This window comes from Microbacterium sp. S1037 (assembly GCF_048381605.1).
Classification (GTDB): Bacteria; Actinomycetota; Actinomycetes; order Actinomycetales; family Microbacteriaceae; genus Microbacterium; species Microbacterium testaceum_B.
The window spans coordinates 426,555-443,949 of the sequence record NZ_JBLWIG010000002.1; the positions used below are offsets into that span (position 1 = coordinate 426,555).

Annotated in this window: 19 protein-coding genes; 13 read left to right on the forward strand and 6 right to left on the reverse strand. The window is 69.1% G+C overall.

Annotated features, from left to right (window positions below; all coding sequences use genetic code 11):
• Positions 1-8: 8 nt before the first annotated feature.
• The 5 genes from coaD (at position 9) to mutM (ending at position 3,151) form a co-directional block, all read left to right on the forward strand.
• A complete protein-coding gene (coaD, locus tag ACMW4R_RS12710) occupies positions 9-506 on the forward strand; it encodes a pantetheine-phosphate adenylyltransferase (protein ID WP_058596501.1) in 498 nt (165 codons plus the stop codon).
• 352 nt (positions 507-858) lie between these two features.
• Complete coding sequence (locus tag ACMW4R_RS12715; protein WP_058596518.1) at positions 859-1,353, forward strand: YceD family protein; 495 nt, start codon at positions 859-861, stop codon at positions 1,351-1,353.
• Positions 1,354-1,355: 2 nt separating this feature from the next.
• Positions 1,356-1,565 carry a 50S ribosomal protein L32 gene (gene rpmF / locus ACMW4R_RS12720; RefSeq protein WP_013586329.1) on the forward strand — a complete coding sequence of 70 codons (210 nt, stop codon included), beginning with the start codon at positions 1,356-1,358 and terminating at the stop codon, positions 1,563-1,565.
• Positions 1,566-1,575: 10 nt separating this feature from the next.
• On the forward strand, positions 1,576-2,268 hold the full coding sequence (gene rnc, locus ACMW4R_RS12725) for a ribonuclease III (protein WP_058614223.1): 693 nt from the start codon (positions 1,576-1,578) through the stop codon (positions 2,266-2,268).
• Positions 2,261-3,151 carry a bifunctional DNA-formamidopyrimidine glycosylase/DNA-(apurinic or apyrimidinic site) lyase gene (gene mutM / locus ACMW4R_RS12730; protein ID WP_418300090.1) on the forward strand — a complete coding sequence of 297 codons (891 nt, stop codon included), beginning with the start codon at positions 2,261-2,263 and terminating at the stop codon, positions 3,149-3,151. Before rnc ends, mutM begins: the two co-directional genes overlap by 8 nt.
• A 10-nt stretch (positions 3,152-3,161) precedes the next feature.
• Here mutM and ACMW4R_RS12735 read toward each other — a convergent pair whose 3' ends face one another.
• Both ACMW4R_RS12735 and ACMW4R_RS12740 read right to left on the reverse strand, forming a co-directional pair.
• Positions 3,162-4,244, reverse strand: a complete 1,083-nt coding sequence (locus tag ACMW4R_RS12735) for a GNAT family N-acetyltransferase (RefSeq protein ID WP_418300091.1) — start codon at positions 4,242-4,244, stop codon at positions 3,162-3,164.
• 62 nt (positions 4,245-4,306) lie between these two features.
• On the reverse strand, positions 4,307-4,573 hold the full coding sequence (locus tag ACMW4R_RS12740; RefSeq protein ID WP_058596505.1) for a hypothetical protein: 267 nt from the start codon (positions 4,571-4,573) through the stop codon (positions 4,307-4,309).
• Positions 4,574-5,014: 441 nt separating this feature from the next.
• On the opposite strand from ACMW4R_RS12740, the gene smc reads away from it, so the two are divergent.
• Genes smc through ACMW4R_RS12755 form a run of 3 tightly spaced genes read left to right on the forward strand, consistent with a single transcriptional unit; the run spans position 5,015 to position 9,964 of the window.
• Positions 5,015-8,536 (forward strand): chromosome segregation protein SMC, encoded by a 3,522-nt coding sequence (gene smc / locus ACMW4R_RS12745; RefSeq protein ID WP_418300092.1) that lies wholly within the window; start codon positions 5,015-5,017, stop codon positions 8,534-8,536.
• Positions 8,537-8,540: 4 nt separating this feature from the next.
• The gene (gene ftsY, locus ACMW4R_RS12750) at positions 8,541-9,413 is read left to right on the forward strand and encodes a signal recognition particle-docking protein FtsY (protein ID WP_058596507.1); all 873 of its coding nucleotides are present in this window, start codon (positions 8,541-8,543) and stop codon (positions 9,411-9,413) included.
• 50 nt (positions 9,414-9,463) lie between these two features.
• Positions 9,464-9,964: a DUF2004 domain-containing protein gene (locus ACMW4R_RS12755; RefSeq protein ID WP_058596508.1), complete on the forward strand. Its 501-nt coding sequence runs from the start codon at positions 9,464-9,466 to the stop codon at positions 9,962-9,964.
• Positions 9,965-9,994: 30 nt separating this feature from the next.
• Here ACMW4R_RS12755 and lipA read toward each other — a convergent pair whose 3' ends face one another.
• A complete protein-coding gene (gene lipA, locus ACMW4R_RS12760; RefSeq protein ID WP_418300093.1) occupies positions 9,995-11,029 on the reverse strand; it encodes a lipoyl synthase in 1,035 nt (344 codons plus the stop codon).
• Positions 11,026-11,664 (reverse strand): lipoyl(octanoyl) transferase LipB, encoded by a 639-nt coding sequence (gene lipB, locus ACMW4R_RS12765; RefSeq protein ID WP_058627924.1) that lies wholly within the window; start codon positions 11,662-11,664, stop codon positions 11,026-11,028. The genes lipA and lipB overlap by 4 nt, the downstream gene beginning before the upstream one ends.
• Before the next feature lie 66 nt (positions 11,665-11,730).
• Between lipB and ACMW4R_RS12770 the strand changes: the two genes are divergently transcribed.
• Complete coding sequence (locus ACMW4R_RS12770; RefSeq protein ID WP_418300094.1) at positions 11,731-12,279, forward strand: TetR/AcrR family transcriptional regulator; 549 nt, start codon at positions 11,731-11,733, stop codon at positions 12,277-12,279.
• Positions 12,280-12,331: 52 nt separating this feature from the next.
• Entirely contained in the window at positions 12,332-13,876 is a 1,545-nt protein-coding gene (gene ffh / locus ACMW4R_RS12775) for a signal recognition particle protein (RefSeq protein WP_418300095.1), read from the forward strand.
• 25 nt (positions 13,877-13,901) lie between these two features.
• Here the strand turns inward: ffh and ACMW4R_RS12780 are convergent, their stop codons facing one another.
• Positions 13,902-14,621 carry an SGNH/GDSL hydrolase family protein gene (locus ACMW4R_RS12780; RefSeq protein WP_058596513.1) on the reverse strand — a complete coding sequence of 240 codons (720 nt, stop codon included), beginning with the start codon at positions 14,619-14,621 and terminating at the stop codon, positions 13,902-13,904.
• A 58-nt stretch (positions 14,622-14,679) separates the two neighbouring features.
• A complete protein-coding gene (locus ACMW4R_RS12785; protein WP_418300096.1) occupies positions 14,680-15,843 on the reverse strand; it encodes a glutamate--cysteine ligase in 1,164 nt (387 codons plus the stop codon).
• A gap of 194 nt (positions 15,844-16,037) precedes the next feature.
• Between ACMW4R_RS12785 and rpsP the strand changes: the two genes are divergently transcribed.
• From rpsP to rimM, 3 genes are read left to right on the forward strand one after another with little or no spacing between them, the layout of a single operon-like run.
• Entirely contained in the window at positions 16,038-16,454 is a 417-nt protein-coding gene (gene rpsP / locus ACMW4R_RS12790) for a 30S ribosomal protein S16 (RefSeq protein ID WP_058596515.1), read from the forward strand.
• 5 nt (positions 16,455-16,459) lie between these two features.
• Positions 16,460-16,690, forward strand: coding sequence for an RNA-binding protein (locus ACMW4R_RS12795; RefSeq protein WP_013586345.1), 231 nt, complete (start codon positions 16,460-16,462; stop codon positions 16,688-16,690).
• On the forward strand, positions 16,690-17,394 hold the full coding sequence (rimM, locus tag ACMW4R_RS12800; protein WP_418300097.1) for a ribosome maturation factor RimM: 705 nt from the start codon (positions 16,690-16,692) through the stop codon (positions 17,392-17,394). The genes ACMW4R_RS12795 and rimM overlap by 1 nt, the downstream gene beginning before the upstream one ends.
• Position 17,395: the final 1 nt, after the last annotated feature.

A 17,395-nucleotide genomic window follows, 5' to 3' on the forward strand; every position in this document is an offset into this window, starting at 1 on the left:
CTGGCGGCATGGACCCCCGGATCGCCGTTGTTCCCGGCTCGTTCGACCCGCCCACGCTGGGGCACCTGGACGTGATCCGCCGCGCGGCCGGTCTCTTCGACCAGCTGCACGTTCTCGTGGTGCACAATCCCGGCAAAGAAGCGATGCTGCCGATCGCCCAACGACAGTCGCTGCTCGAGCAGTCGATCGCCGAGGCGGGTGTCGAGGGCGACGTGGTCGTCGCGGCGTGGAGCATGGGGCTCCTCGTCGACTACGCGACCGAGGTCGGCGCGAAGGTGCTGGTCAAAGGCATCCGGTCGCAGGTCGATGTCGCCTACGAGACGCCGATGGCGATCGTGAACCGGGATCTCGCGCACGTCGAGACGGTCTTCCTCCTCCCAGACCCTTCTCACGCGCTCGTGTCGAGTTCTCTGGTGCGCCAGGTCGCCGGTCTCGGGGGCGACGTGTCGCCGTACGTGCCTCCCGCTGTCGCGCGCTTCCTCGACACCGGCGCGCGCGGGATCTGACCGCCGCGGTTCTCGGCGGGGCTCTTCACGGCTCGAGCTGCCGTGCACGCGCTCAGCGCCCCCGCATAAACGCGATTCACTCACGGAAACACGTGCAGCACGCGTTTCTGTGAGCGGATCGCGTTTATGGGTGTGTCTGCGGCTCCGACCGCACCGACGCGCGGCCGCGGTGCCCCGGGGGCGACGCGCGTCTACAAGCCCGGCCGCGCCTCCCCGGCGCTGACCGCACGTGCGCGGCCGCGTCGTCCGGCCCCTCCCCAGGGCCGCCCGGGTAGCATGGACCCCCGTGAGAACCCACCGCCCCGGACCTTTCCAGCTCCCCGTGCGCGACATCGAGCGCAAGCCGGGCGAGATGCGCGAGCACAGCCTCGAGATCCCCGCGCCCGAGAAATGGGGCGAGGGTCTCGTCTCCGTTCCCGAGGCGGAGCCGCTCGAGCTCGAGGTGCGTCTCGAGTCGGTCCACGAGGGAATCCTCGTGTCGGGAACCGTCGACACCACCGCCACCGGGGTCTGCGGACGCTGCCTGATCGACATCGAGGAGCCTGTCGAAGTCGAGTTCCAGGAACTTTTCGCGTATCCTGGGGATGAAGCGAGTGACTTCGACGTTCAAGACGACCACGTGGATCTTGAAAATCTGGTCCGGGATGCCATTGTCCTGTCGCTTCCGTTCCAGCCGGTGTGTCAGCCGGATTGCCTCGGGCTCGACCCGGTGACGGGCGAGAAGCTGACGGAAAGCCCCGGCGACACGGAGCAGTCGTCCGTTGATCCTCGATGGGCTGCGCTCCAGCAGTACACCCCAGACGACGGCGATGCGCTCCGCGCCGCCCCCAAGACAGAGAAGAGCTAGACATGGCAGGTAACCCCCCGAAGCGGAAGGTCTCCCGCTCCAACACCCGTTCGCGTCGCGCGCAGTGGAAGGCCGAAGCCCCCGCGCTCGTCAAGACCATCGAGAACGGCAAGGTCGTCTACAGCCGCCCCCACCAGGCGAAGGTCGTCACCGACTCGCAGGGCACTGAGCTCTTCCTCGAGTACAAGGGCCGCAAGGTCGCCGACGTCTGATCGGCGATTCGTGACGCGTAACAACGTCGAGCGCTCAGCGCTCACCGAGAAGCTCGGGGTCGACATCGACCCCGAGCTTCTTTCGCTCGCGCTGACACATCGCTCGTTCGCCTACGAGAACGGCGGCATCCCGCACAACGAGCGCCTCGAGTTCCTCGGTGACTCCGTGCTTGGTCAGGCCGTGACCGTGCGCCTCTTCACGCGGCATCCGGATCTCGACGAGGGCCAGCTCGCCAAGCGGCGCGCCGGCGTCGTCTCGACGATCGCCCTCGCCGAGGTCGCTCGCGGTATCGGTCTCGGCCAGCACGTCCGGCTCGGCCGGGGCGAGATCCTCACCGGCGGCAACGATAAGGACTCGATCCTCGCCGACACGATGGAAGCGCTCATCGGTGCGACGTATCTGTCGGCCGGTCCGGATGCCGCGACCGCAATGGTTCTGCGACTCGTCGAGCCCCTGATGGCCGACCCGGCCCGGTACGGCGCGGCGATGGACCCGAAGACCAGCCTGCAAGAGATCGCGGCTCGCCTCTCGCTGCCCGCACCCACCTACGCCGTCGAGGCGTCCGGCCCCGATCACGACCGGCGCTTCACGGCGACCGTCACAGTCGGAGACGTGGTGACCACGGGAACCGGGTCGAGCAAGAAGCAGGCCGAGATGGCCGCGGCGCTCACGGCCTGGCGCGAGCTCGACGCGCGTGCCTGAGCTTCCCGAGGTCGAGGTCGTCCGCGCCGGTCTCGAACCCGCCGTCACCGGTGCGCTCATCGCGTCGGTCGACGTTCGCGACGAGCGAGCGCTCACCCGTCACACCGGCGGAGCGGCGCACTTCGAGGCGGCGCTCACCGGGCAGCGGATGAACGCCGCCGTTCGGCGGGGCAAGTTCCTCTGGATGCCGTTCTCCGACGACGAGGCGATCGTCACGCACCTGGGCATGAGCGGGCAGATGCTGCTCCGGGTCCCGGGTGCCCCCGAGGAGCGCCACGAGCGCATCCGCATCGAGCTCGAGCACCCCGTCCACGGTCCGCTCTCGGTCGTGTTCGCCGATCAGCGGACGTTCGGTTCGCTGGCCGTGGACCAGCTCGTCGACACGCCCGACGGCGCGGCGGCCGGACGGGGGTCGAATCTCGCTCGCGTGCCCACGCAGGTCGCGCACATCGCGCGCGATCCTCTCGACCCCGCTTTCGACGTCGGGCGCTTCCGGGCGCGACTCGCGCGCACGGCCTCGGGGATCAAGCGCGTGCTGCTCGACCAGACCGTCGCGAGCGGCATCGGAAATATCTACGCCGATGAGTCGCTGTGGGCGGCGCGCATTCACCCCGAGACCTCGGCATCCGCCCTCCCGACCCGGGCCGTGAATCGTCTGCTGGGCGAGGTCCGCGCGGTGCTCGACAAGGCACTGGCCGAGGGCGGAACGAGTTTCGACGCGCAATACGTGAACGTGAACGGGCAGGCCGGCTACTTCGCGCACTCGCTCAACGCGTACGGGCGCACCGGTCAGCCGTGTCCCCGGTGCGCCCGACCCATCGTGCGGGTGTCGTTCATGAATCGCTCGAGCCACTTCTGCCCGCACTGCCAGCGCCTGCGGTGACCCACTGACCTCAGTCGAGCACCTTCTTCCACGCCCCCTCGTAAGCCACCGGCACGAAGCCGATCGCCTCGTTGATCGAGAGCATCGGACGGTTCTCCTCCGCGTTGTAGGTGAGCACGCGCGGCGAGGCGGGCGCGATGTCGCGCCACGCGAGCAGACCCGCGCACTTCACAAGCATGCCGAGGCGGTGCCCGCGATGAGTACCCACGACGAGGGTGTCGTGCTGAGACGTCGTGGCCGTGCGGTCCTTGCCGATCGCGAGTTCGTTGAAGGCCACGAGGTCCCCGCTGTCGATGTGTTGCGCGGCCGTGATCAGCAGCAGACGTCCCGCATCGAGGTAGGTGCGCTCGTAGCGGCGTACGCGATCGGCATCCCACTTCTCCTCGTCGAACTCGAGTCCCGCCGCCGGGGCGTCGGTCACCATGCGTTCCTTCATGAGAGCCATTCCGTCGACGAACTCGTCGGGGGTCGGGAGGACCCACTGCACGACCCGGTATCCGGCGGAGGCCGACTCGGCTTCGGCGAGGAGCGCGCGAAGGCGGGGCTCCGCGGTCGTCAGGTCGAGAGCGCTGTTGCGTTCGACCTGTTCCAGAGTGTGCCCGGATGCCAGGAAGTACCGCGCGATGTGATCGTGCGGCACCGATCCGAAGCCGGTGGGAGCCTCGAGGTGAGGCCCGTCGGCGGCGGGGTGTTCGGCCCAGGACTGGAGCACGGTTCGACCGTGCTCTCGAGCGGTCTGTTCGACGAGCGCGTAGGCGGCGCGACCGATGCCGCGTCCCCAGACCGATCGAAGAAGCTCGACGAGCCAGTAGCCCGAACGAGCCCCGTCTTCCTGGGGGAGGTCGAGACCGATACGACCCACCGCCTCGCCGTCGAGAAGAACGAGCCATGAGAGACGCACCTGCGCGGGGTCGGGCTGGAAGTTCGGCAGAAGCTCGTCCGCCGGCATGGAGTGATCGTCGTGACCCGAGATCTCGGCGTACACGAGGTTGCGCACGCGGGTCATTTCGCGGAAGTCCGCGGCGTCATCGTCGTGGATGGAGGCGGGGATGTGCAGGCGTCGGAACTCGACGCCGTCGGGGAGCGAAGTCATCAGGTGTCTTTCGTGAGGGGATGGGACGGTGTGCGCCGCCCGCGCGGGGCGGCGCACACCATTCAGATGGTCGGACGCATCAGTGACGCCGTCCGGTACCAGTCGCGTTCACGCTGGCTCCGTTCGGCGTACTGCACCCGAGCGCGGTGCGCGCTCGTCGTGCGCAGCTCGATGACGTGCACGCGAGCCGCGTGGCGCGTCAACAGCCACAGGCCGAGGCGCAGGGTGAGACGGTCGACGAGGCCGACAGGTCGGTCGACGATCGTGGGAAGAGAAACGGTGGGCGTGGCCGCGGTGTGCTGCGGCGCGCGCGTGGGCAGAGTGCTCATGCGGAGGCTCCGGTGAGAAGAGATGAAGAAAGGAGACGGCGAACGGTGCTCGCGAGGGATCGAATGATCCGGAACGCTCGGCATCCGATGGATGCGGCGCGAGAAGCGGAGACGACGGGCGTCTCGACGCGACGGGGTCAGCCCAGGAAGACGGGCATTCCGACGGCGGTGGTCACTCCGGCAAAGGGTGCGGACAGCACGGGAGCGGCGGTGAAGCCGGTGGCGATGAAGCCGGTGGTGTTGCGAATCATGGGAGGACCTCCTTCCGTCGTCGGTTGCGACCCCCGACGCTAGCGAAGGCTGTCAGCGAATGTCAAGCTCGCGCTCAGATTCCGCGGGATCCCGGGCGCGTCTTCGCGGAGCGAGCGGCTCGCCGCCCCGGAATTCCGCGGGTTCTCCGGTAGCGTGAGGCGTCGACGATCAGACGGGAGGCGCGGCGACATGCACTTGAAAAGCTTGACGCTCAAGGGCTTCAAGTCGTTCGCGCAGTCGACGACGTTCGCGCTCGAGCCCGGTGTGACCTGCATCGTCGGTCCGAACGGATCCGGCAAGTCCAATGTCGTGGACGCTCTCGCGTGGGTCATGGGGGAGCAGGGGGCGAAGACACTCCGCGGCGGCAAGATGGAGGACGTCATCTTCGCCGGCACCTCGACACGGGGCCCGCTGGGGCGCGCCGAGGTACAGCTCACGATCGACAACTCGGACGGCGCCCTCCCGATCGACTACAGCGAGGTGACGATCAGTCGCACGCTGTTCCGTACCGGGGCCAGCGAGTACGCGATCAACGGTCAGACGAGTCGCCTCCTCGACGTCCAGGAGCTGCTGAGCGACTCGGGCCTCGGTCGCGAGATGCACGTCATCATCGGTCAGGGGCGTCTCGACACGGTGCTGCAAGCCACCGCGGAGGACCGTCGGGGCTTCATCGAGGAGGCGGCGGGCATCCTCAAGCATCGCCGCCGCAAGGAGAAGACCGTCCGCAAGCTCGAGGCGATGGAGACGAACCTCACTCGTCTCGGCGATCTCGCCGGGGAGCTCCGCCGGCAGTTGAAGCCGCTCGGGAAACAGGCGGAGATCGCGCGAGAGGCGGCCACGATCGCCGCCGTCGTGCGAGACGCGAAGGCCCGCCTGTTCGCCGACGATCTGGTGCGCCTGCGCAGTCAGCTCGCGGACGCGGCGCGGGCCGAGACCGAACGGCACACCGAGCGTCTGGTCCTGCAGGAGCAGGCGGAGGGCTTGCGTCATCGCGTGGAACGACTCGAGGAAGAGCAGCGATCCGAGGCGGTCGATCAGGCCCGACGCGTGGCGTTCTCGCTCGAGCAGGTGCAGGAGCGGCTCCGTGGGTTGTACACGCTCGCGGGGCAACGCCTCGCCCTGCTCTCCGACGACGACCGCGACACGGGTGCCTTCTCGCCCACCGTGTCGCAGTCGGCGATCGATGACGTCCGGAGCGAGATCGACGACATCGCCGCCGGTCTGGGCGACGCGCAGGATGCCGCCTCGGATGCCGCCCGAGCGGTGGCGCGGGCCCGCGCCGATCTCGACGCCCTCGATGTCGACATCGCCGCACAGAGCGCGCTCGTCTCGGAGCACGACATGAAGCTCACGGCGCTGCGCGGGGCGGCGGCCTCCGCCGCCTCGACGAGGGACGCCGTGCTCGCGGGCGTCGAGCGCCAACAGCGCGCCCTGGACGCGGCACTGGTCCGTCGCGCGGAGGCCGAGGAGGCCCTCGCCGCTCTGGGTCCGACGATCGCGCCGGAAGCGGATTCTGCGGAGCATGCGGCGGCCTACGAGCGTGCTCAGCGCGATGCGAACGACGCGGAGGCGGCAGTGGCGCAGTTGCGGGAGCGCCTGCACGCGGCGGAGCGCGAACGCGACGCCCTGTCCGCGCAGACCACCGCACTGGGTCGCGCGCTGGACGTACGCAATGCCGCCGCCGATCTCGTCGCTTCGGGCCAGCCGGGGGTACGTGGACTGGTGGGCGACGGCGTCAAGGTGACGTCGGGTTACGAGGCGGCCGTGGCGGCTGCTCTGGGCTCGCTCGCCGAGGGTGTGCTCGTCGACGATTCGGCCGCGGCGTTCGCGACGGCCCGTGTCGCCGCCGACGACGACCTCGGCGTGGTCGAGATCGCCCTTGCCGACGCATCGGTCGACGCGCCCGCGGTGAGCGTTCCGGCGGGGGGCGTGCGAGCGGTGGACGTGGTGACCGCACCGCCGGGGATCCTCGGCATCCTGGCCCGGTTCGTCGTCGTCGACGACCTGGATGCCGCGCAGTCGGCGCTTCCGTCCCTCGACGACCGTACGACCCTCGTGACGCGTGCCGGCGAGGTCCTGACCGTTCACACGCTGCGCGCAGGTTCGGGCGCCGGGCGTTCGAGGCTCGAACTCGCCGCGGAGCGCGATGCCGCTGCGGAACGGCTCGCCGAGATCGTCGTGGTCGCGGACTCGCTGCGGGAAGCGCTCAGCGATGCTCAACGGGCGCTCTCCGACGCGCGACAGCGGACGAAAGACTCCCTCGCCACGCTCCGCGCGCACGACGCCGCGCTGGCGGCGCAGGCCGAGAAGGTCAATCGCGTCACCGTGCGGCACGAGGCTGCGGTGGCGGAGTGCGAGCGCCTGGAGGCGGGCCTCGCGCAGGCCTCAGCCGCGGTCGCGGAGGCCGAGGATGCGTCCGCCGCAGCCGAGGCCGCTCTGGCCCGAGCCCTCGAGGCCCCTCGACCGATCCTCGACGCTTCCGCGCGCGACGGCATGGTCGCCGAGCTCGAGGCGGCCCGCGAGACGGAGATGCGCGCACGTCTCGACATCGAGACGCTGAAGGAGCGGGTGCGCGCGGGCGAGGCGCGCATCGTGCAGCTCGAGAACCAGCGGGAGCGCGAACGCGCGGCTGCCGAGGAAGCCGCGCGCCGGGCAGTGATCCGGCGTGCGCAGCGCGAGGTTGCGGCGGAGGTCGCGGCTCAGCTCCCCGCGCTCCTCGACTCGGTCGATCGCTCGGTGAGCCACGCCCGCGTGGAGCTCGCCACGGCGGAGGCGACTCGCACCGCGGTCTCGGCGGATCTTTCCCGCGCGCGCGCCGAAGAGTCCGAAGTCCGGGAGCGGCTCGCGCGCCTGACCGAGAGCGTTCACGGGCTCGAACTCCAGATGCACGAGAAGCGACTGCATGTCACGAGCCTGCTGGAGCGCGTGCAGTCCGAGTTCGCCCTCGACGAAGACATTCTGGTCTCGGAATATGGCCCCGACCAGCTCATTCCCGCGGAGGGGGACGGCGAGGCCGTCGCGTTCGACCGGGCCGGACAGAAGCGCCGACTGCAGGACGCCGAGCGGAAGCTCGGCCAACTCGGCCGCGTCAATCCGCTCGCCCTCGAGGAGTTCGCCGCTCTCGAGCAACGCCACGCGTTTCTCACCGAGCAGCTCGCCGATCTGCAACAGACGCGCGCGGACCTGCAGACGATCATCGCCGAGCTCGACGAGCGGATGCAGACGATCTTCGTCGCCGCCTTCGAAGACACCCGCGCCGCGTTCACCGAGATCTTCCCCATCCTGTTCCCTGGCGGCTCGGGGAGCATCTCTCTCACCGACCCGGAGCACCCGCTGACGACGGGGATCGAGGTCTCCGTCCGCCCCGTGGGGAAGAAGATCGAACGGCTCTCGCTCCTGTCGGGCGGGGAGCGCTCGCTCGCGGCCGTCGCCTTCCTGACGTCGATCTTCACGGCCCGGCCGAGTCCGTTCTACATCCTCGACGAGGTCGAGGCCGCTCTCGACGACGCCAACCTCGGGCGGCTCCTCGGGGTCTTCGAGAAGCTGCGCTCGAGCAGTCAATTGATCGTCATCACGCATCAGAAGCGCACGATGGAGATCGCCGACGCGCTGTACGGCGTGTCGATGCGACAGGACGGCGTGTCTGCCGTCGTCGGCCAGCGCATCGGCGATCGGGCCGCGGCCGCACGCGAAGCCGCCCCCGTAAGCTGAAGCAATGGCTGAGAACTCCTGGTCGCTCGGACGCGCGCTGCGCGGCCTGTTCGTCAAACCCACGATCGACGAGACGACGTGGGACGACCTCGAGACCGCCCTCCTGACGGCCGACTTCGGACCCGACGTGACCGAGCGCCTGGTCGACGAGCTGCGCGAGAAGGTCGAGCGCTTTCGCACGACCGACCCGCGCGATCTGCAGCGCATGCTGAAGGAGACGCTGGAAGAGCACTTCGCGAAGTTCGACACGACCCTGCGGCTCACCGAGCGTCCGGCCGTCGTCCTCGTCGTCGGCGTGAACGGCGTCGGCAAGACGACGACCATCGGCAAGTTCGCGAAGTTCCTGCAGCGCTACGGGCGCAGCGTCGTTGTGGGAGCGGCCGACACCTTCCGCGCCGCAGCGGTCGACCAGCTCGCGACGTGGGCGGAGCGCGGGGGAGCCGCGATCGTGCGTCCGCAGCACGAGGGCCAGGATCCGGCATCCGTCGCCTTCCAGACGGTCGCCCACGCGAAAGAGACGGGCACCGAGATCGTCCTCGTCGACACGGCCGGCCGTCTGCACACCAAGGGTGGGCTCATGGACGAGCTCGGCAAGATCAAGCGGGTGATCGAGAAGCAGGCGCCGATCGCCGAGGTGCTCCTCGTGCTCGATGCGACGACCGGTCAGAACGGGCTCATGCAGGCCCAGGCCTTCCTCGACAGCGCCGGGGTCACGGGTCTCGTCCTGACCAAGCTCGACGGTTCGGCGAAGGGCGGATTCGTGCTGGCCGTGCAGGAGCGCACGGGCATTCCGGTCAAGCTGCTCGGCCAGGGCGAGGGCATCAACGACCTCACCGGTTTCACGCCGCACGTTTTCGCCGCGTCGCTCGTCGACTGACCCGGGCGGGTCGCCTTCCCGAAGCGCGTGCCGCCTGGTTTCATGGGGGTATGGCGATCGAGCACGATTTCTTCGGACTCCTCGAGTCCGGGCCCGACGGGTCGATCTTCTGGTCGGAGAACGTCGAGTTCGGCGACCAGAGTGTGACCGTCGATCTCACGGCCCCCGACCAGGACGACGTGTCCGTCGAGGCCCTCGATGTCGCGGCCGCCATGATCTCGGCGCTCGAAGCCATCGACCTGGCTGCGCGGAACGCCATGGTGGGCGAACTCGACTCGCGCACCAGCGAGGTCACCGAGTACATCCTCCAGCAGCAGGCGACGCTCGGCGAGGAGATCGACGACCTGCTCATCGACCCGTCCGGCGATACGCACATCGATGTCATCAAGTCGATGCAGCTGATGAGCGTGACGATCCTCGCGGACGAGCACGGCGGTACGGACCCGTTCGCCGTTCTCGAGTACGCCCTCGATCCGGATGCCACGGACGACGTGCTGCTGGTGAACCTCGCGTCCGACGGCTCGGTGCAGTCGGTCACGAGCGCCGACTGATCGTCGACGCGCGGTCGGACCGCGACCCGCTCAGACGGCTTGAGCGAACCCCACGCCGTCCGCCGCGATGTCCTTCGTGAGGTGAGCGAGGTGCGGCGGGATCTCGCGCCCCTTCGACACCATCGACTGCGCCCACAGGCGCCCGGCGCGGTACGACGAGCGCACGAGCGGTCCGGCCAGGACCCCGAGGAAGCCGATGCGCTCCGCCTCCTCCTTGAACTCGACGAACTCGGCGGGCTTGACCCACCGCTGCACGGGGAGGTGGCGCGGGGTCGGACGCAGGTACTGGGTGATGGTGATGATGTCGGTCCCGGCTTCGTGCAGGTCGTTCAGCGCCTGCACCACCTCTTCGGGCTCCTCGCCCATCCCGAGGATCAGGTTCGACTTCGTGATGAGCCCGGCGTCGCGCGCCGCGGTCAGCACGCCCAGCGATCGCTCGTATCGGAACGCCGGACGGATGCGCTTGAAGATGCGCGGCACCGTCTCGACGTTGTGCGCGAAGACCTCGGGCCGCGAGGAGAAGACCTCCGCGAGCAGCGCGGGGTTGCCGGAGAAGTCGGTCGCGAGGATCTCGACACCGGTCCCGGGGTTCTCCGCGTGGATGCGCCGCACGGTCTCGGCGTGGAGCCACGCGCCCTCGTCCGGGAGGTCGTCGCGGGCGACGCCCGTGACCGTGGCGTACCGCAGCTGCATCCGTGTCACGCTCTCGGCGACGCGACGCGGCTCGTCGGTGTCGTAGTCGGCGGGTTTGCCGGTGTCGATCTGGCAGAAGTCGCACCGACGGGTGCACTGCGATCCCCCGATGAGGAACGTCGCCTCGCGGTCCTCCCAGCACTCGAAGATGTTCGGGCACCCGGCCTCCTGGCAGACGGTGTGCAGGTCCTCGTTCTTCACGAGGCTCTGCAGGGCCGTGTACTCGGGGCCCATCTTCGCCTTGGTCTTGATCCACTCGGGCTTGCGCTCGATGGGCGTCTCCGCGTTGCGGACCTCGAGCCTGAGCAGCTTGCGTCCGTTCGGAGCGGTGGATGCCGGGACCCCGGCCGTTCCGGTGCCACAGGTGCTCATGCCGCCACCCCCGCGTACTCGGCGTGGAAGACGTCGACGATGCGGGGCACGAGGTCGCCGGGGGAGACGTCGGCTCCGATCACCTCGCTCACGGTGGTCACGCCGGCATCCGAGATCCCGCACGGGACGATCCGCCGGAAGGCAGCCAATGAGTTGTCGCAGTTGACGGCGAAGCCGTGCATGGTCACCCCTTTCTCGACGCGGACGCCGATCGCCGCGACCTTGTCCAGGCCGAGCGGGCGCTGCACCCAGACGCCGCTGCGGCCCTCTACGCGGATGCCGTCGACGCCGATCGGTGCGAGGGCGGCGATGATCAGCGACTCGAGGCGGCGCACGTGCGCGACGACGTCCACCGGCTCCGGCAGACGCACGATCGGGTAGCCGACGAGTTGACCCGGCCCGTGCCAGGTGATCTTCCCGCCGCGGTCGACGTCGATGACCGGCGTGCCGTCGTCGGGCCGCTCGTGATCCTCGGTGCGCTTGCCCGCGGTGTACACGGCTTCGTGTTCGAGCAGGAGCAGAGTGTCGGAGCGACGCCCGGCGACCACGTCCGCGTGGATGCGCCGCTGCTGCGCCCAGCCGTCGAGGTAGGGCACGTAGTCCGGGGCGAACCCCACGTGATCGATGTCGAGCATCTCGGCTCCCGCCGTTGTTGGATTGCGTCTAACAATACATGTCGGGGCGTCTTCTAGGCTGGCGGCATGACCTCGCCGAGCCGCAGTGGACGCCCGCGCGCTTCGTCACGCGAGGTCCTTGCCGAGGCGGCGTGCGAGCTGTTCCTCGAACGCGGATACGAGGCGACGTCGGTATCCGACATCACCCGTCGCGCCGGCGTGAGCCGTTCCAGCTTCTTCAACTACTTCTCGGCCAAGAGCGACGTCTTGTGGTCGGGGTTCGACGAGCAGTCGGCGCGCGGTGTCGCCCTCCTGCGCGACGGCGTCGACACGAGCGAGGCGCTCACGTCGATCGGTGAGGGATTGACCCCCGATGCGCTGGCCCTCGCGATCACGAACGCGGATGCCATGGGGATCGCCGCCGAACTCGACCGCGACCGCGCGGTGCGTCAGTTCCACCTGCAGCGCGAGATCGCGGCGCGCCTGGTGCGCGATGGGGTGACGCCGCTCGTGGCTCAGGTGCGAGCGGGAGCTTTGTCGGCGGCGGTCCTGGCGTCTGTCTGGGCGTGGGCCGACCGCACGGCTGCGGGCCGGTCGCTTCCCGAGACCCTCGCCGAAGCCCTCGGCGGGGCCTGACCCTCCCGTCGGGGCGGCGCGGTCGCCGCGCCCCGCGTAAACTCGACTCATCATGGCGACTTTCGGCACCCTCTCCGACCGGCTCACAGAGACCTTCCGCAATCTCCGGAAGAAGGGCCAGCTCACGCCCGCAGACGTCGACGGGACGGTTCGCGAGATCCGCCGCGCCCTGCTCGACGCCGACGTGGCGCTGCCCGTGGTCAAAGAGTTCACGGCCGCGGTTCGCGAGCGCGCCCTCGGAGACGAGGTCAACCGCGCTCTCAACCCCGCGCAGCAGGTCGTGCAGATCGTCAACGACGAACTCATCGGCATCCTGGGCGGCCAGCAGCGTCGTCTGCAGTTCGCGAAGAACCCGCCGACGGTCATCATGCTCGCCGGTCTGCAGGGCTCGGGTAAGACGACCTTCGCCGGCAAGCTCGCGAAGATGCTCGAGAAGGACGGCCACACGCCCCTTCTCGTCGCCTGTGACCTCCAGCGACCGAACGCCGTGAACCAGCTGCAGGTCGTCGCGGAGCGCGCGGGGGCCGCGATCTACGCTCCGGAGCCGGGCAACGGCGTCGGCGACCCGGTCAAGGTCGCTCGCGACGGAGTCGCCTACGCCACGCGCCAGCAGCACGACATCGTCATCATCGACACCGCGGGTCGCCTGGGCGTCGACGCCGAGTTGATGAAGCAGGCCTCCGACATCCGCAAGGCAACGCAGCCCGACGAGGTTCTCTTCGTCATCGACGCGATGATCGGTCAGGATGCCGTGAACACGGCGAAGGCGTTCCAGGACGGCGTCGATTTCACCGGCGTGGTGCTGTCGAAGCTCGACGGTGATGCGCGCGGTGGAGCCGCACTGTCGGTTGCCTCGGTCACCGGTCGCCCGATCATCTTCGCGTCCACCGGTGAGGGCCTCGACGACGTCGAGCCGTTCCACCCCGACCGCATGGCATCCCGCATCCTCGACCTCGGTGACATCCTCACCCTGATCGAGCAGGCGCAGAACGCCTTCGACGAGGCCGAGGCGATGAAGGTCGCCGAGAAGCTCGCGACGGAGACTTTCACGCTCGAGGACTTCCTCGAGCAGATGCAGCAGATGAAGAAGATGGGCTCCATGAAGAAGATGCTCGGGATGCTCCCGGGCATGGGAAACATGAAGCAGCAGCTCGAGGACTTCGACGAGCGAGAGCTCGACCGCACCGAGGCGATCATCCGTTCGATGACGCCGGGTGAGCGTCGTAATCCCAAGGTCCTCAACGGTTCCCGACGCCTGCGTATCGCGCGCGGTTCCGGTATGACCGTCACCGACGTGAACCAGTTGGTCCAGCGCTTCGAGCAGGCCGCCAAGATGATGAAGACGGTCGCTCGCGGCGGTGTGCCCAACATCCCCGGCATGGGTCCGGTGGGCGGCAAGCCGGGCGCGTCGTCGAAGCGCGGCAAGCAGCAGAAGGCGAAGGGGTCGCGTTCGGGCAACCCGGCCAAGCGCGCGGCCGAGAACGCCGGCATCGCGGCATCCACCGCTCCGACGGGCTCGGGCTTCGGGCTGGGCGGTCAGAAGGCGCCGACGGAGGCCGATCTCGCCGAGCTGCAGAAGATGCTCGGACGCGGCTGACGTCGACGCGGCGGCGCGGTCGGCCTCAGGGCAGGACGTCCGCGTCCTGCAGGGCCGACACGATCGTCTGCTCGATCGCCTTCTGGCCGCGAGCCGTCGGGTGAACGTCGTCGTCCTGCAGCCACTCGGGGTGCCCGAGCAGGGGCTGGCCGATGTCGATGTACGTCCCGCCGACCGCGTCGATCGCATCGTGGAGCGCGTCGGACGTGACCGCGTTGTCGTCCGGGATGTCGGACTCGTCGTTCCAGATCGTGCTCAATCCGACGATGCGGGCGGTGGGCACGGCCTGATGGAGTTCGTCGACCGTGGCAGTGGTGTCCGCGCGGATCTCATCGGGGTCCTGCCAGAAGTCGTTGCTCGACGACTCCACGATGAGCAGATCCGGCTGCAGGGCGGCGACGGCGGGTGCGAAGCCCGCGTAGGCCGTTCCGCACTCGCCCTCGACGACGAACCCCATCCCTCCGCAGGCGAGGTTCGTCAGCGCGAGGTGGGCTCGGGACGCCATGAGATCGGGCCACGCTTCACCGATCGTCAGCCCCGCACCCGACATGAGCGAGTCGCCCACCGTGACCACACGGAGACGCGGGGGAGTGGTGGTAGCCGGAGCGGCAGCGGGGGACTCCACGCCGAAGGTCAGTTCGGGCTGCGGCGCGGTCGGTTCGGGCGCGCATGCGGTCAAGGTCGCGACCAGACCCGCGAGGAGCACGGCCACGGAGCGCGCCGAGCGGGAACGAACGGGGGTCATGGCGCGATCCTAGAGGCGCGGCCATGAGAATCCGCCGAGCGCCCGAGCGCCGGATCGGTCACGCGCGGAGAGCCGCCAGATGCTCTCGCAGCGTCGGGCCCGCGCGGAACTCCCGGATGAGATGCTGCACGACCTCACGCAGGTCGCCGTCGGCGGCTTCGGCCACGGCGAGCTGCCGCGCGGAACTGCCCCCGGTCGCGAGGATCGTCTCGAGGCCCGCGAACTCGCGCGCGCACTTCAGCTCGACGGCGATGTCGGCGAGTTCCTCCATCGACTCCCGCAGGTGCTCGACCACCGGCCGTTGCGTGCCGTCCCGGTCGACGATGACCCGCGCGTCGAGCCCGTACCGCGCGGAGCGCCATTTGTTCTCGCGGGCGAACCATGGCGGAATCCCCGGGAGCTCTTTGCCCTCGTCGAGGAGTCGGGAGAAGTGCTCCACGAGTGTCTGGGCGAGAGCGGCGACCGCGGCCAGCTCGGGAAGCGTGGACATGCCGTCGCACGCGCGGATCTCGACGGTGCCCCAGCGCGGGGCCGGACGGATGTCCCACCGCACCTCGGTGGCATCCGCCATCACACCCGTGCGGACCATGTCGTCGAGGTAGGACTCGAACTGATCCCACGTCTGGAGCTGCCAGGGGAGCCCCGCCGTCGGCAGTTGCTGGAAGACGAGGGAGCGGTTCGAGACGTATCCGGTCCGTTCGCCGGCCCAGAAGGGACTGGATGCCGAGAGCGCCTGCAGGTGAGGCAGATAGACGGTCAGGGCGTTGACGATCGGCAGCACCTTGTCCACGCTGTCGACGCCGACGTGGACGTGCACGCCCCAGATCATCATGTTGCGGCCCCACCACTGGGTCCGCTCGATGAGCGTGTGGTACCTCGTCTTGTCGGTGACCTGCTGGTCGTACCACTGAGCGAAGGGATGGCTGCCGGCGCAGAGCAGCTCGATGCCACGCGGCTCTGTCTCTTCGCGCAGCGCGCAGATGGCGTCGCCGATGTCGTCGACGGCGGCGGCGACCGTGTCCCCGACGCCACTCGTCACCTCGACGGTGTTGGTGAGCAGTTCTCCCGTCACCGTGAAGCGTTCGAGCGCGGTGCGCTCCTCGACGAGCTCCAGGATCTCGGGGGCTCGGGGAACGAGATCGCCCGTTTCGCGGTCGGCGAGCATCAGCTCCCACTCCAGCCCCACGGAGGAGCGCGTCGAGGAAGCGAACTGCAGCGTCATCCGGTCAGTCTGACACGGGACACGCGCGACGTTCTGTTTCGCGCCTCGCCGTGTCATCTGGCAGAATAAAGGGTCGGACCAGGCACTCGACCCTCTATCCAGTGCCGGCCCGCCTTTTTTGAGCTTCCGCCGGGTGTGCACCCCACGCTCCAGGCGATCGGTTCGTTCGCTTTTCACCATCCAGGAGAAAATTCGTGGCTGTCAAGATCCGTCTCAAGCGTCTCGGTAAGATCCGTGCGCCCTACTACCGCATCGTCGTCGCCGACTCGCGCACCAAGCGCGATGGCCGCGTGATCGAGGAGATCGGTAAGTACCACCCCACCGAGGAGCCCTCGTTCATCGAGGTCGACTCGGACCGCGCGCAGTACTGGCTCTCGGTCGGCGCTCAGCCCACCGAGCAGGTCGCTGCGATCCTCAAGCTCACGGGCGACTGGGGCAAGTTCAAGGGCGACAAGGACGCCGTGTCCACCGTCAAGGTGCGCGAGCCCAAGGCTGCTTTCGAGGCTGAGGCCGGCAAGAAGTCGGTCGTCAAGCCCAAGGCCGAGAAGAAGGCCGAGGCTCCCGCAGCCGACGCTTCGGCCGACGACGCCGCCGAGACCTCGGCCGAGTAAGTCCCGTGCTGTCTGCCGCGCTCGAACACGTCGTCAAGGGGATCGTCGATCACCCCGAGGACGTGACCATCCGTTCCAGCACCTCGCCCCGTGGCGACGTGTTGGAGGTTCGCGTGCACCCCGATGATCGGGGTCGCGTGATCGGGCGCGGCGGACGCACCGCCAAGGCTCTGCGCACCGTCGTGTCCGCCCTCGCCGACGGGCGCCGCGTGCGCGTCGACGTGGCCGACGACTGATGGCGGCCGGCGAACCCGCGGGCGGTCAGCCCGCCAAGACTCAGCTCCGCGTGGGGCGGCTCGTCAAGGCCCACGGCCTCAAGGGCGCCTTCAAGCTCGAGCTCTACACCGATGACCCCGAGGGGCGCTTCGTCCCGGGTAACACGTTCACGCTGCAGGTGCCGGAGTCGTCGCCGTGGCACGGTCGTCCGTTGACGGTCCGCGAGTTCCGGTGGATGAACTCGCACCCGGTCGCGTTCTTCGAAGGCGTCGACGACCGCACGGCCGCCGAAGAGCTCGTCAAGGCGATCCTGTGGATCGACCAGGACACCGCCGACGCCCCGGCCGAAGACGACGCGTGGTATGACCACCAGCTCGTCGGCCTCGATGTTGTGCGCGAGGGCGAGACCGTCGGACGTGTCGTCCGGGTCGACCACTTCCCCGCGCAGGACCTGCTGATCGTGCGCCCCTCCGGTGAGGATCGAGAGGTTCTCGTCCCCTTCGTGAGCGCCATCGTGCCCGAGGTCGACATCGAGGGCGGACGCGTGGTCGTCACGCCCCCCGCCGGACTCTTCGAAGACCTCCCGAGCGATGAGGGCGACGAGCACGAGCCGACCGGCGCCGACGGGCCCGAGCCCGAGGACGCCACGAGCGAGGCCGTCATGTGCGAGGACGCCAAGATCGCCGACGCCGCGAGCGCCGACGACACCCGTCGCGAGGACTGAC